General features: G+C 59.7%; 12 protein-coding genes. 5 read left to right on the top strand and 7 right to left on the bottom strand.

Going from position 1 to position 14,620, the window contains the following annotated elements:
* The first annotated feature begins 14 nt into the window (after positions 1–14).
* The gene (locus ACY8FN_RS08640) at positions 15–458 is read left to right on the top strand and encodes a PliI family lysozyme inhibitor of I-type lysozyme (RefSeq protein ID WP_463099758.1); all 444 of its coding nucleotides are present in this window, start codon (positions 15–17) and stop codon (positions 456–458) included.
* Between the two features lie 76 nt (positions 459–534).
* Here ACY8FN_RS08640 and pdxY read toward each other — a convergent pair whose 3' ends face one another.
* The 6 genes from pdxY to ACY8FN_RS08610 form a co-directional block, all read right to left on the bottom strand.
* The gene (gene pdxY / locus ACY8FN_RS08635; RefSeq protein WP_463099757.1) at positions 535–1,395 is read right to left on the bottom strand and encodes a pyridoxal kinase PdxY; all 861 of its coding nucleotides are present in this window, start codon (positions 1,393–1,395) and stop codon (positions 535–537) included.
* Positions 1,396–1,504: 109 nt separating this feature from the next.
* Entirely contained in the window at positions 1,505–3,637 is a 2,133-nt protein-coding gene (locus ACY8FN_RS08630; protein ID WP_463099756.1) for a lysine decarboxylase CadA, read from the bottom strand.
* 76 nt (positions 3,638–3,713) lie between these two features.
* Positions 3,714–5,048 carry a cadaverine/lysine antiporter gene (gene cadB, locus ACY8FN_RS08625; RefSeq protein ID WP_463099755.1) on the bottom strand — a complete coding sequence of 445 codons (1,335 nt, stop codon included), beginning with the start codon at positions 5,046–5,048 and terminating at the stop codon, positions 3,714–3,716.
* A gap of 733 nt (positions 5,049–5,781) precedes the next feature.
* Positions 5,782–7,335, bottom strand: a complete 1,554-nt coding sequence (gene cadC, locus ACY8FN_RS08620) for a lysine decarboxylation/transport transcriptional activator CadC (protein WP_463099754.1) — start codon at positions 7,333–7,335, stop codon at positions 5,782–5,784.
* 393 nt (positions 7,336–7,728) lie between these two features.
* A complete protein-coding gene (gene yjeH / locus ACY8FN_RS08615) occupies positions 7,729–9,009 on the bottom strand; it encodes an L-methionine/branched-chain amino acid transporter (protein ID WP_463099753.1) in 1,281 nt (426 codons plus the stop codon).
* A gap of 92 nt (positions 9,010–9,101) precedes the next feature.
* Entirely contained in the window at positions 9,102–9,323 is a 222-nt protein-coding gene (locus ACY8FN_RS08610; protein ID WP_463101147.1) for a LysR substrate-binding domain-containing protein, read from the bottom strand.
* 12 nt (positions 9,324–9,335) lie between these two features.
* On the opposite strand from ACY8FN_RS08610, the gene ACY8FN_RS08605 reads away from it, so the two are divergent.
* Both ACY8FN_RS08605 and ACY8FN_RS08600 read left to right on the top strand, forming a co-directional pair.
* Complete coding sequence (locus tag ACY8FN_RS08605; RefSeq protein WP_463099752.1) at positions 9,336–9,476, top strand: hypothetical protein; 141 nt, start codon at positions 9,336–9,338, stop codon at positions 9,474–9,476.
* 90 nt (positions 9,477–9,566) lie between these two features.
* Positions 9,567–10,286 (top strand): substrate-binding periplasmic protein, encoded by a 720-nt coding sequence (locus ACY8FN_RS08600; protein ID WP_463099751.1) that lies wholly within the window; start codon positions 9,567–9,569, stop codon positions 10,284–10,286.
* A 91-nt stretch (positions 10,287–10,377) separates the two neighbouring features.
* Here the strand turns inward: ACY8FN_RS08600 and ACY8FN_RS08595 are convergent, their stop codons facing one another.
* On the bottom strand, positions 10,378–11,670 hold the full coding sequence (locus tag ACY8FN_RS08595; RefSeq protein WP_162515640.1) for an HAAAP family serine/threonine permease: 1,293 nt from the start codon (positions 11,668–11,670) through the stop codon (positions 10,378–10,380).
* A 500-nt stretch (positions 11,671–12,170) separates the two neighbouring features.
* On the opposite strand from ACY8FN_RS08595, the gene ACY8FN_RS08590 reads away from it, so the two are divergent.
* Together ACY8FN_RS08590 and ACY8FN_RS08585 are read left to right on the top strand one after the other, a co-directional pair.
* Positions 12,171–13,115, top strand: a complete 945-nt coding sequence (locus tag ACY8FN_RS08590; protein ID WP_101318232.1) for a LysR family transcriptional regulator — start codon at positions 12,171–12,173, stop codon at positions 13,113–13,115.
* A gap of 65 nt (positions 13,116–13,180) precedes the next feature.
* A complete protein-coding gene (locus tag ACY8FN_RS08585) occupies positions 13,181–14,593 on the top strand; it encodes an MATE family efflux transporter (protein WP_463099750.1) in 1,413 nt (470 codons plus the stop codon).
* Positions 14,594–14,620 lie beyond the last annotated feature (27 nt).

The raw sequence follows: 14,620 nt of genomic DNA, 5'->3' as shown, positions 1-14,620 counted from the left end.
CAAGAGGTTGCAAGATGAACAGAGCATTGATGATGGTGGGGCTGCTGGCCCTGCCGCTGGCGGCACAAGCACAAGCCGAAGAGGGATTTAGCAAACAACTGACCCTGCCCTCCGGTCAGATGATCCGGGTGGCGCAGGGGGTCGGTGAGCCCGCCTCCATCGGCAGCTATGACGTGCGACTCTATTCGGGCCAGAACGCCGAGTTTCCACTGGATGAGTTTCAGGATGGCAAGGTGATGGCCCGCAACGGCTTTATCCGGGAGCTAAAGCTGGTCGATTTGAATGGCGACAAACAGCCCGAGCTGGTGGTCATCATCGAGAGCGCCGGCAGCGGTAGCTATCAGGATGCCGATGCCTACACCGTCAGCCCGCAGGGGGAGCTGGAGATCTTCAATCAGGTCAAGGAGTTGGAGCCCAAAGAGGATGTGTTCAAGGCGCTCAGGAGCCCGCAGGACTGAGCCCTCTCCCGAGATCAGAAATGTAAAAAGCCCTGATGATCAGGGCTTTGTTGTTTCCGCTGTTGGCCAAAGCCAGTCAGAGTCTGGTCGCCCGGATGGAGACCTGCGGCAGCGCCAGCTCGTGCTGGGCCGCCACCAGTTGCAGCTCGTAGGCCCCCGCCAGCCAGGTCCGGGCCAGCACCGCATCCACGCTGGCGTTGGTGCGCTCAAACGCCGCCACCGGGGTGCAACCGGCCAGCAGATTGGCCAGCATGGTGGCACTCAGCAGATCCCCCACCCCGATGGGATGGCGGGCAAAGGGGTAGAGCGGGCGGGAGAGGTGAAAATCCCCCTCCTCGCACACCAGCAGCATCTCGAAGCGGTCCATGGCAAAGCCGGCCTTGCCCAGATGCTTGACCATCACCAGCTTGACCCCTTGTGCCCGCAGCTGCTGGCACGCCTCGATAGCCTCCGGCACATTGCGGATATCGCGGCCGGTGAGCTGTTCCAGCTCCAGCAGATTGGGGGCCAGCATATCCGCGCAGGCCAATGCCCGGTTTTTCAGAAAATCGGCGACGCCGGGTGCCACTATGCACCCCTTGTCGGGGTGACCCATCACGGGGTCACAAAAATAGAGGGCGTTTGGATTGAGCGCCTTGAGTCGGGCCACCGCTGCCAGGATCTCCTCCCCCTGTTCGGCCGAGCCGAGGTAGCCGCTCAGCAGCGCATCGCACTGGGCCAGCACGCCGATCTCCGCCAGGCCGTTCACCAGCTGACGGATATGGCCACCGGGCATCACCATCCCCTGCCAGCCTTCGCGGTATTGGGTATGGTTGGAGAACTGCACCGTGTTCATCGGCCACACCTCGATCCCGAGGCGACGCATGGGAAAAACGGCGGCGCTGTTGCCGGCACAGCCAAAGACTACGTGGGATTGAATGGAGAGCACTCGCTTCATGATTGGCGACTCACGCAATAAGAACAGGAATTTTGGAGGGAAAAACGGGCCTTGCGGCCCGTTATTGTTACTTTCGACTGTTGTCACTGTCGATGGTTGTCACTGGCGATTAACGCAGCACCTTGACGGTGTAGCTGCCATCGGCCTGACGATAGAGGCCGTGGATATCGGTCTCGAAGCCCGGGTAGTGGGCACCGATCTCGCACAGCATCTCGAGGAACTCGAGCACCGGCAGGGAGTCGGCAGTCACCATCTCGCCCGGCAGTACCAACGGAACTCCCGGCGGGTACGGCAGTATCATGTTGGCGCTGATGCGGTCAACCATGTCACGCAACGGCACCTCTTCCAGATTGCCCGCCAGCTCTTGCTGCCATGCAGCGTGCGGAGTCATCTTCATCTCCGGCAGCACGTCGAACGCCTTGAACATCAGCTCCGGCAGACGGTATTTGCAGGTCAGATCATGGATGCTCTGGGCCAGCGCCTGAATGCGCATCCCTTCGTAGAAGCTCGGGTCTTCACGATAGAGGCTCGGCAAGATGTTCTTGATGGTCAGGTTCAGATCATAACCGCGCTTGAACTCGGTCAGGGCACGCAGCAGCTGCATCGCCTTGGACTGATCGATACCGATAGAGAACAGGAACAGCATGTTGTAAGGGCCGGTCTTCTCGACCACTATGCCGCGCTCGTCCAGGAACTTGGAGACCAGTGAAGCAGGGATGCCCTTCTCCAGCAGCTTGCCATCACGACCCATACCCGGAGTCAGCAGGGTGACCTTGATGGGGTCGAGGTACATGTGGTCATCGTCGATGCCGTTGAAACCGTGCCAATCATCTTTCGGATCCAGCTTCCAGCACTCGACGGTGTCGATGTTGTCCGGCTGCCATACGTCGAAGAACCAGCCTTCGCTCTGATCACGCAGACGCTTGATCTCTTTGCGGAAGGAGACGGCGCGATCGATGGAGTCCTTGATCAGCCGCTTACCGGTGTTGCCCCGCATCATGGCAGCAGAGATCTCGGTGGATGCCACTATGCCGTACTGGGGCGAGGTGGAGGTGTGCATCATGAAGGCTTCGTTGAAGGTCTCTTCCTCCACGTCACCCTTGATGTGGATCATCGAGGCCTGGGAGAAGGCCGCCAGCAGCTTATGGGTGGACTGGGTTTCGTAGAACACCTTGCCCGGCATGGCTTCGCCGCTCATGCCGCACTTGCCTTCGTAGATCGGACTGAAGTTGGTGTAAGGCACCCAGGCACTGTCGAAGTGGATGTAAGGGGTATCCAGACTCTCCTTGATGAAGCCGGTGTTGTAGAGCAGGCCATCATAGGTGGAGTTGGTGATCACCGCATAACGGGGAGCCTGGGCACCCGGGGTAGCAGCAACCTTGGCAGCTATGGTCTCGCGGCTGAATTCGCTCTGCGGGATACCGCCCAGAATGCCGTAGGCGTTGCGGGTCGGACGGAAGTAGAGCGGGGTCACGTCACTCATCATCATCAGGTGAGTCAGCGACTTGTGGCAGTTGCGGTCAACCAGCACGGTACTGCCCGCTGGTGCGGAGAACATGCCGACGATCTTGTTGGCGGTGGAGGTGCCGTTGGTGACGATATAGGAGCGATCGGCGTTGAAGGTACGGGCGATGTACTCTTCGGCCTCCTTGTGCGGACCTGAGTGATCCAGCAGGGATCCCAGCTCCGGCATGGAGATGGAGACGTCAGCCTTGAACGCGTTGGGGCCGTAGAAATCATAGAAGATGCTGCCTGCCGGGCTCATCTGGAAGGCGGTACCGCCCATGTGACCCGGGGTACAGAAGGTGTATTTACCCTCTTCCACGTACTTGAACAGCGCCTTGGTGAACGGCGGCAGGATGGCGTCCTGATACTCCTGAGTGGCCTGACCCATCTTGAGGGCGATGTCATCGGCCATGCCGAGACGGTACTCGAAGAAGTGCACGTTCAGACGCAGGTCGGTCAGGTGAATATCCAGGGTGGACTGGTCGTTGGCGAAGGCGAAGATCGGCAGCTTCTCGTTGCGATCGTGGATCTCTTTGCACAGGCCCAGCGAGTATTTGTCCCAGTCGAAGATGGCACCGCAGACGCGGGGGTTCTTCTCGATAAGCTTCAGCAGATCGGCCACATCGACCGGATAGACGACCTCGAAACCCTTGCGCTCGAGGGAGGCTTGCAGCTGGCGAATGGGTTCTTCTTTAAAGAAAACGCCCAGGTGGTTGAGGATGGCAATGATATTCATCGTAATGCTCCACACGTGAAGGGGCGCTCTCCATCAGGGATGGTGAGTGAAGAGCGCTCGGAAGATAAAAGGGGAATTAGTGGCTGGCTTGCTCTTTGAGCAGGGCGTCGTGCTGACGCAGACCCTGTTTTTTGGCGTAGAACATCAGGATGATGAGCGACACCACGAAGGTGGCAGTGAGGTTGGACCCCTTGGCTCCCATCAGGGCCACCAGGCAGAAGACACAGGCCACACCGGAGAAGATCATCGCGCCTATGCTGCGGGAGGTCATGCCCTCGAAGCGAATGAGGTTAATGCTGGAGTAGAAGTAGGGCAGCATGGTCAGCAGCACCGCATCTGTGGTCAGCACGTTGAAGAGATCGGCAGCGTGAGCGGACTGGGAGGTGAAGGCGGTGAGGCCAATCATCAGGGCAGTCATCTTGAGGGAGCCCAAGATCAGACCCTTCTTGGCCACGCCGTTCTTGTCCAGTTCGCCGTAGATTTTCGGGAAGTTGCCGTCGTTGGCGGCACGCTTGCCCGCCTCGCCCACCAGCATCATCCAGGAACCGAGCGAGGTGAAGCAGGCCAGGGCGGTGAAGGCTGAGACGAACGGGGCAGACCAGCTACCGAAGATGGCGGAAGAGGCCATGGCAAACGGGGCGCCGGAGGCAGCCACTTCACCGGCCGGGAACATGCCGCTGATCACCTGGGTAGAGAGGATGTAGATAACACCCGCGATACCGGTACCCAGCATGGTAGCGAGCGGTACGGTGCGCTTGGGGTTCTTCACCATGCCGGAGGAGACGGCGGCGGATTCAACACCGACGAAAGACCAGAGGCAGATCAGCACGGCGCTGATGACCGCATGCAGGTCGCTGCCGCTGGTGGTATTCCAGTTCTGACTGTAGACGGTGGTATCAAAATGGCCCCAACCCATCACCGCAGTACCGACAACCGGCAGCAGGATCAGCACCAGACCCAGAGTACAGAGTCGGCTCACCCAGCTACCGCCGAGCAGGTTGACGAAGGTGAAGATCCAGACGGCGGCGATAGTAGCTGCAGCGGCCGGGATTGGGCTGTTGAGAATGGGGAAGAAGACCGAGAGGTAGGAGACGCCGGTAATGGCGATGGCCAGGTTACCGATCCAGTTGGCGTGGTAATAAAGCACACCGGTCTGGAAACCGAACACCGGAGAGATTTCGCCAGCGTAAGCAATGGGGCCACCCTCTTGCGGGTTCTTGGTAGCAAGGCGGGCGAAGACGAAGGCGAGGCCCATGGCACCAACCAGACAGATTGCCCAGCTGAAAATGGAGATGGAACCTATGGTGGCCAATGCAGAAGGCAGCAGCGCGATGCCACTCCCCATCATGTTGCCGGCCACCACACCTGTACAGGCGATAAGGCCAATCTTCTTGCTCGTATCTAGGGACATAAGATCTCCGGTTCTATAAAAGGTCGGGTCGTCACATACACATTTGGCGAAACGTGCCGCCAAGGAATGGGCACAGACTAGGCCTCTCGTCCCCGAAAAACATAAGGAGCAGCTAACGGATAAAAATATGAGCCAACTTTTTTCGCAGCCTCATCGCTTTTGCTAAAAACCATTTAAAAACAGCAAATTGACATCAAGCCACACCGCCATCTTGATAAAACCTTGATATCCGGCCACCCCGTTTTTGCCCCTTGATAACCCCCTTATCTCGCCGTCTTGACATTTTTGGCCAGATAAACCCGGGATAAAGAGGCTTCCATTGCGCCCCTCCCCTTGGAACCACCCGAACGCCCTGCTGATCATCACCCTGAGTGGCCACTCACCTCCTGTTCGACTCTCTACTCGTCTCATCGCAATCCAGACTCAAAGGCAAAGCTAAGTGGCGATAACTGTTCAACGGTGCGCAGTGACGGACATTTTATCCCGCCGGCAACAATGGGATGGCAGAAGTGAGCTGAGTTCACGGCACAAAGCCGGGCAAGCACGAGTGCCGCGATAAGGCAAATGGGGATAGTGGTGGAATAGCAGGAGATAAATTAGGCAGCCCCAGAGCGGCTATCCCCAATGGCAGGCAGCAGGATGAAGAGAGGCAGAAACAACACAGGCCGCCCGAAGGCAGCCTGTGGATGGGGTCGGCAACCGCGCCGACCGAGAGGAAACAAGAGCCGCAGAGTTAGAAGAGCTTCACCTTGCTCTGGCCCAGCGCATTGAACAGGGCGGGAGTGAGGGTCTCCATATTGCTGTAGAAACCGAGCTGCTGGCAGAGCAGATAGGTCTGCTCGGTCGCCTCCATCAGGAAGGCCTGACTGTAGGCATCCCCCGCCGCCTCGGGGCGACCATCCAGCTCCGCCATCTTGCCCTGCAGTATGTAGTAGAGCACCGAGCGGCCGCGGCTCGCGACCTTCTCCAACAGATAGTCGGCCTGCTGTTGCTGGCCGTTGAGGATCGCCTGCAGGGTCAGGGCCTCCCACACCCGGGCGGGCAGCACGCCGCTGGTTTGCACCACGCGGGCGAGATGGGTGCCGATCCCCTGCAGCCGCTCGCTCTCGGATTTGCCCGCCAGGGTCGCCAGCGCCTCGCCCGCCAGATAACGCTCCGCCAGCAGCAGCGGCTGATCCGGATGAGCAATCAGCGCCTGCTCCAGTAGATCGATGCCCCGCTTGAGGGCCACCGGATCCCGGCTGTTGGTGTAGTAGTGTGCCTCCATCAGCGCCATCAGCGAGGCATCGTCGGTGGGCCAGCCCATCCCCGGCTCAGCATCGGGCTGGCCGAGGGCGCGCAGCAGATCCTGACTGCTGGCCTGCAACACCCCGTGCACATTGTGGCGGCTGAGCTGGTATTGATGGCTGAACAGCACCCGGTTGGTGTTGATATTGCGGTATTCCAAGTCGAGATAGGTACCCCGAGGCTGGCGGGTGACCCGCACGCTCAGCTCCTTGCCGGGCATGATGCCCCCCATCAGGTTGGTGGCGCCGTACTGCACCCGCAGCGGGGTGGCCACCGCCACCTCCCCCATCAGGGCACGGGTGATGCCATCGGCCAGACGCACGTTTTCGTTGTTGTCATCCATACCAGAGTGGAAGCGGAACACCAGCAGATTGGGATCCAGCATGGCGTGCACCTGGGGGCTGGTGTGCTGGTAGCTGAGCATACTGACAATGGCGATCAGCACGATGGCAACAAAGATATCGAAACTCACCATCTTCCAGCGGCTGCGAGCATCCTTGGCATGGGTGGAGATGGCGCGGGTCAGGGGCCCGGCGGGGAAAGGGGCGGCATTGGGCAGTGCATCATCCTCGTGATCAGCCGCGGGCGGGCTCAGGTCAGAGAGAGTCGGGTTGTCAGAGAGAGCGGTATTGACCGCGGGCGCGGGCTGTTCATCCGCCATCACCACTGAGAGCACTTGCAGCGGCCGTACCGGCGCCACCAGCTTGTAGCCACGCTTGGGCACGGTAACGATATAGTCGGTCGCATCGGTGCGACCATCTTTGAGGATCTTGCGCAATTCGAAGATGGACTGGGTCACTACCTGATCGGTCACCTCGGCGCCGTCCCACACCTCGTTGATCAGGGCATCGCGGCCAAATACGGTGCCGGCATGGTGGGCCAGAAACCGCAACAGATTGACCAGTCTGGGTTCGAGGTAGACCTCGCGGTCGGGGCGACACAACATGTTGTCGTCAACCCTCAGGGTCCAGTCGTGGATCTCAAAAACCGATTCGCTCATGATTCACTCGCAGCAGATGGAGACAATGCTCGATGAAAGTGACGCAAAACCCGGACTGACTGAACGGAACAGGGCGCTGCCAGCAGAGGCGCGGCAGAAAAGGGAACCGGAACAGTGAATATCGCTGTGAGTCAGTCTGGCCAGGCCATCCTGTTTACGTCTGAAGGGCATCCTTGCGGGCATTCCGACCACCGGGATCGGAAAGCAGCACTTTAAGCAAAACGAGAGCTGGATCCCACTTTTTTTGGTTATAAATCGCCGTTGAGTTGATCCGACCCCGCACTTTTCGGCAAATAGCGTGCCAACAAGTATTCATATGCACATCACATATGCCTGAATCAAAAAAGCCCTGAACCTCAGGGCTTCCTCATTTTTCCGGCAATCGGGGAGACCTTACTTCGCCACCGAAAACGCATCCTGCTGACGGGTGCGGCGCAGATGGCGCCGCCACAGCGAGAAGCCGCCGTAGCAAAGACTCAGCACCACCGCATAGAGCACCTGGGAGGCGAGCGCCACCAGCACCAGGGCGCAGAGCAGCACACTCACCCCCGCCAGCACCTTGCCGACCCCGCCGAGCAGGCGCCAGCCTGCCGCCATGCAGAGCAGATAGACCAGCACGAAGTTGCCATTGGCGTAGCGGATCAGCTCATCGAGCGGCAGTCGCAGCCAGATGATCAGGGTGATGCAGAGCAGGCAGATGGCAAGCACTAGGCTTAGCGCCCGCAGCGGCGCGCCGCGCGCGGTAAGCTGGGCCAGCGAAGGGGGCAGCTTGCCTTCTCGCGCCATGCTCCAGATCAGCCGGGCAAAACCCTGAATGTAGATGTTGATGCTGGCAAAACAGGAGAGATAGCCGAGCACCGCCACCAGCCACTTGGCGGTGGGGCCGAACAGCAGCGCCAGCAGGGAGGGGATGGCAGTGGCGTTTTTCGCCTCATCGCCGTAGAGGCCATATTTGAGCACCACCAGCGAGTGCACCCAGTAGATGAGCCCCGCCAGCAGCACACCGCCAAGCAGGGCGATGGGGTAGTCCCGCTCCGGCCGCTTGAACTCCTCCCCCATGTGGGCGAAGGCCTCGAGCCCGACGAAACACCAGAACATCACCGCCAGTGCGGTGGCCATGGCAGGCCACTCATCTGCCGTCGGCAGCGGCCGGGCTGCGTCACGCCAGCTCACCTCCCCCTTGAACCAGATAAGCAGGGTGAGCCCCAGAATCGCCAGCGCAATCAGCAGTTGCAGGTTGCCGGAGGAGCGCGCCCCGCGCAGCCCCAGCAGAAAGACCCCGAGCAGGGTGAGCAGCTGGATGCCCCACAGGCTCCACTCCCCCATCTCGAACAGGGCGTGCCAGAAACCGGCGGCAATCATCAACGCCGCAGGCAACCCCACGGGCAGCACCGCCAGAAAGAGAAAGGCGGAGAAGCGCTCGGCGCCATTGCCAAAGGCGAGGCCAATCAGGTGCGGCGCGCCGCCCGCATGGGGATAGTGGCGGCCGAGGCGGGCGAAGGTAAAGGCGATGGGCAGCACCAGCGCAATCAGCAGCAACCAGGCCCACAGCGAGGCGCCACCCGCCAGCGAGGCGGCGGTCGCCGGTACCACGAAGATCCCGGTACCCAGCAGTGAGGTGGCGAGCAGCCCCATCCCCTGCCAGAGCCCGAGATCCTTGTTCAACGCAGACATATTCCTTTGTCCCGATTCATAAACAGATGTCGGGCCATGTTAGGCCTCCCCCGCCCCTTTGTTAAGCGTCCGAGCGGGGAATATGCAGCCCTTTATTCAGCTTCAGATTCCGATTGCAGGGACTCGGCCAGAAAATCCCCCAGCAGGGTGATCTTGAGCACCTGACGGCGCGCCGCCGGATAGATGAAGTAGAGGGTCTTGGCAGGGCTCTGATAGTGGCCAAGCAGCGGCAGCAGACGCCCAGCGGCGATATGGCCTTGCACCTGTTCGGCGGGCTGCAAGGTGATGCCAGCGCCAGCCAGTGCAGCCGTCAGTAGTGCGGGTCAGTGATTGATGCGCAGGATCTGCGTGCCCGCTACACGGGGCCGTTCGTTATCGGCAATGACCTGATGCAGATTGATCTGCCCACCACGGCTTCCGGCAAGGGCTATGCACTCTGGCAGTCGGAGAATATCGACAACAAATAGATAGAAAGAATGCCGGTCAGCCATGGCCTGCATCCGCAATCGACACCGGGGCTATCTTTAAGAGGTGTTCGACCACAAGGAGTTATCCCTATGAGCCTGAAATGGAAGCACCTCGCCCTGGCCACCCTCCCCCTGCTCGGCATGTCGGCCGCTCAGGCGGCGGTGTTGACCAGCCTTGAATGGCCCCCCTACACCAGCGCCAGCCTCCCTGAACAAGGCAAGAGCAGTCAGGTGGTGACCGCAGCCTTTGCCCTGGCTGGCGACCCGCTGACCATCAAGTTTTTCCCCTGGCAGCGGGCAGTGGACGAGGCGCTCAACAACCCCGAGGTGCTGGGTTATTTCCCCGAGTATCTCGACCCCAAGAGCAGTTGCCTCTTCTCCGACCCCATAGGTAACGGCCCCCTCGGCTTTGCCCAGCGAGCCGATCAGCCGGTCACCTGGCAGAGCCTTGATGACCTCAAGGGTAAGAAAATTGGTGTCGTCACCGGCTATGTGAATACCACCGAGTTCGACGAAAAAGTGGCCAGCAAGGCACTCTCTGCAGACGCCACCAGCTCGGACAGCCAGAACCTGCTCAAGCTCGGCAACGGTCGTCTCGATCTGGCCGTCATCGACCAGAATGTGATGACCTATCTGCTGAAGAGCGATCCCCAACTCAAGGACGTCGCCGCCAACCTCGGCTTCAACAGCAAGATCCTCGAGGACAAGTCCCTCCACGTCTGCTTTACCAACTCCGCCAAGGGGAAAGAGGCGCGGGACAAATTCAACAAGGCGCTGGCCAGCGACGAGGTGAAGAAGCTGATGAAGTAGCGCTATCGCATCCGCTCACCGCCCCAAACAGCCATAAAAAAAGCCGCCTCTTGCGAGGCGGCTTCTTCATTCAACTTGGTAACCGGAGTTATCAGGCAATCAGCTTGTAGATGATACCGGACATGGCGATCAGGCCAATCAGGGTCACGAAGCCGTTGCTGATGTTGCCAGCGTATTTGCGCATGGCCGGAACCTTGGTGATGGCGTACATCGGCATCAGGAACAGCAGCATTGCGATGATCGGGCCGCCCAGGTCTTCAATCATGCCGAGGATGCTCGGGTTGATGGTGGCGATGGCCCAGGTGGTCAGGATCATGAACACTGCAGTCACTTTGTTCAGCTGCTTGGTGTCAACGTTCTTGCCCTTCTCACGCAGCGCCTTGGCCATCAGGCCGTTCATGCCCTCTTGCGCACCCAGGTAGTGACCCAGGAAGGATTTGCTGATGGCAACCATGGCGATCAACGGAGCCACAGTGGCGATAACCGGGTTGTCGAAGTGGTTGGCCAGGTAGGACAGGATGGAGATGTTCTGTTCTTTGGCAGCAGCCAGGTCAGCCGGAGAGAGGCTCAGTACGCAGCTGAATACGAAGAACATAACGGTCATTACCATCATGACGTGGGCGCCCAGCAGGATGTTGCTGCACTTCTTCTCGGCACCTTCACCGTAACGACCTTTGTTGTCCACCGCGAAGGAGGAGATGATCGGGGAGTGGTTGAAGGAGAACACCATTACCGGGATAGCCAGCCACAGGGTCTTGAGGAAGTCACCGTTGAAGGCGTCAGCCAGCGCTGGTGCTTCAGTGATGATGGTACCGTTCCAATGCGGGATCAGGTAGAACGCCAGACCCATCAGGGTGATTACGAACGGGAATACCAGCACGCTCATCGCTTTGACGATAACCTGGCCGCCCAGACGAACAACCGCCATCAGACCGAGGATCAGCGCCAGTGACAGAACGGCACGGGGAGGTGCAGACATGCCCAGCTGGTGAACAATCACGCTCTCGACTGTGTTGGTGATGGCGACCGAGTACATCAGTACGATCGGGTAGATGGCAAAGAAGTAGAGCAGGGTGATGAACTTGCCTGCGGTCTTGCCGAAGTGCTCTTCTACTACTTCAGTGATGTCGCCATCACGGGTAGAGCCGGACAGCACGAAGCGGGCCAGACCACGGTGAGCGAAGAAAGTCAGCGGCAGGGCCAGGATCAACATGGCAACCAGCGGCCACAGACCACCTACACCGGCGTTGATTGGCAGGAAGAGCACACCGGCACCGATCGCGGTACCGTACAGACCCAGCATCCAGACCACATCGGCCTTGTTGATGCCGCGGGAAGCGTTGCTGGCTAAACGACCATCAGCTGCAATATTCATGTCAGACATATGTTGTTCCTGTCATCTAGGAAAAATGGGATTCTTGTTTGTTCGGGCTCTCGGCCCGGTTCCATCTCCCTGGAACGCCTGCTGTTCATCCCTCTCATTAACCTCTCGCACCCCGGCGACCTGGCCATCACTCCTTGTGACAACAAGACCGCAACAAACAACAGTGCGAAATTTTGACCCTGAGGGTCAGCGCCCGTCTCGCTTAACAACTACTTAACGTGCACCACTCTTGATGGGCTGACTCTAATTAAATACCCCTATTAATCACAGCGTTTTTTTGAATTAATCAACCAAAGTTTGATTCGGGTCGCCTTTCGGACGACCAAGATCACATTGCGAATGCCTTGTTGTGAGTTTTTTTTAACAATTCAACTTAGTTTCACTGGAATCAATGGCCTGCGGGCAGCTACATTTTTGCAACAAGTCACCCATTGCGCGCGGATTGTGTGCAGCACAGCCTTGGCGTACCCTTGTGACTCACGCCTTTTTGTTGATTGATGATGACCATTACCCGTACCGATCTCGCCGAACTGGCGGTGTTTGCCGCCGTCGCCCGTCACCGCAGCTTCAGCAAGGCCGCCCTCGAACTCGGGGTCTCCGCCTCCGCCATTAGCCACAGTCTGAAAGGATTGGAGGCCAGATTAGGTGTCCGTCTGCTCAACCGCAGCACCCGCGCCGTGGTGCCGACCGACGCGGGCCAGCGGCTGCTCAAGCAGTTGTTGCCAACCCTTAACACCCTGGAAGAGGCGCTCAGCGAGCTGGCTCGCAACAGCGACGAGCCGGTGGGCCGGATCAAGCTCTGCGCCCCGCGCGGCGCCATTGACAGCCTGCTGGCACCGGTGCTTATCGACTATCTGCGCCGTTATCCCAGAATGCAGGTGGAGGTGGTGGAGCAGGAGCTGATGCCCCGGCTGATTGAAGATGGGTATGATGCGGCGCTCTTTTACGGCGATCTGCTGCCCAAAGAGATGATCGGCATCCCCCTCGGCTCGCCCCAGCGCTATCTGGTGGTGGGCTCCCCCGCCTATCTGGCCGAACATGGCGCACCGCAGCACCCGAGCGAGCTGAGTCGCCACGCCTGCATCGGCTATCGCCTCACCCCGCACCATCACTATCGCTGGGCCTTTGCCGCCGATGGCAACATGCTGGAGATTGAAGTGACCGGGCCACTGACCACCAGCACCCCGGCCCTCTATCTGGGTGCCGCCGAGGCGGGGCTGGGGCTCGCCTACTGCCTGGAAGAGGAGGTGAGCCAAAAAGTGGCAGAGGGAAAACTGCTCACAGTGCTGGAGCCCTGGTGCCCCATCTTTGCCGGTTTCTCCCTCTTCTATCCCAGCCGCCATCAACTGGGCAGCGGCCTGCGCATCCTGATCGACATGCTCAAGGCCCACTACCCACCTCGAATTGATGAGAAATACTCAGCAATCCATCAAGTGAAACCCTGATTATCACCAAATCAGTATTAATCTACACTCTCTGTTCGATAATCGAGCTCCCCAAGAGAACAGATATGTCTGCCTATTTAACACTGCGCCAACAGGCGATGACCCGCCGCTTCTGGGCTTACGCCCTCCCCTCCATTCTTGCCATGCTGGTCTCGGGGGCCTACTACCTTATCGACGGCATCTTCGTCGGCCACTACGTTGGTGCCGCTGGACTCGCCGGGATCAATCTGGTCTATCCGGTCATCATGGTGCTGATCGGTCTGGCCGCCATGATCAGCATGGGGGCGGCTACCGCCATCTCTTTTCAGCAAGGGGCGAAAAACGACAAGCTGGCCCGTCAGGCGCTGGTCAATGCCCTCTGGCTGCTGGCAGGACTCGGGGTGCTTGCGCCCGCGCTGCTCTATTACACCCACACCGATATCTTGCTGGGACTGGGGATCGAGCAGGGCACCGACACCTGGAAGCAGGCGAGCGACTACCTCACCTGGATTGGCGGCGGTACCCTGCTGCTGGCCAGCAATCTGGCGGTGCCCTATCTGCTGCGCAACGATGGCCGCCCGAAACTGGCGATGGTGCTGGTGAGCAGCGGCGCCGTGCTCAACATCATCCTCAACTACATCATGGTGGGTCGGCTGGGACTGGGATTGATCGGTACCGCCCAGGCCACCCTGATGGCAGAGGGAATTGTTAGCCTGATCGGCCTTGGCTACTTCTTTACCCCCTGGGCCCGGCTGCAACTCGCATGGCGGGATCTGGTGCCCAACCTCCCGGCCATGCCGAACCTGCTGTTTACCGGTCTGCCGAGCCTGATTGCCCAGTTCAACCTCGGCCTGTTGCTGATGCTGCACAACAGCCAGCTGATGGTGTATGGCAATGTGAAGGATCTGGCGGGCTTTACCGTGGCCGGTTACACCGAGGCGGTCTTTATCGTGATCCTGCAGGGGCTGGCGTTCGGCATTCAGCCGCTGATCAGCAAGGCGGCGGGGGCCAAGCGCCACCGCGACCTCAAATTCCTGATGGAGATGGGGCTCAAGATCACCTTTATCTACGGCATGCTGGTGTGGCTCACCATCCAGCTGCTGCCAAGCCAGGTCGCCATGCTCTATACCGGCAATAACGATCCCGAACTGCTGGCCGCAGCCATCAGCAGCCTGACCCTCAACCTCGGTGCCATTCCACTGGAGGGGATCATCGTATTCGGCATAGTGCTGCTGCAATCCATGGCGCGAACCCGGCAAGCGCTGGTCATCTCCCTCGCTAAAACCCTGCTGCTGCTGCCGCTCATCTTCCTGCTGCCGCAACTGTGGGGCCGTGACGGGGTGCTGATGGCTCAGCCCGCCACCGTGCTGCTGCTGACCCTGCCACTCTGCTGGCTGCTGTGGCGCGAGTGGCTGCGCCTGAAAGTGGCCTGCGCGCCAAAAGCCAAGCACCACCCGCAACCGGCCCGCGCGCGCGCCGCAGTCCAGCTGGCCCGCTAAGGCCGCCAATCCCGCGTAGCAATAAAA

The organism is Aeromonas sp. 160P (assembly GCF_055193095.1).
Note: the sequence above shows the minus strand (reverse complement) of the source record. Positions and strands in the feature narration are given on the sequence as shown.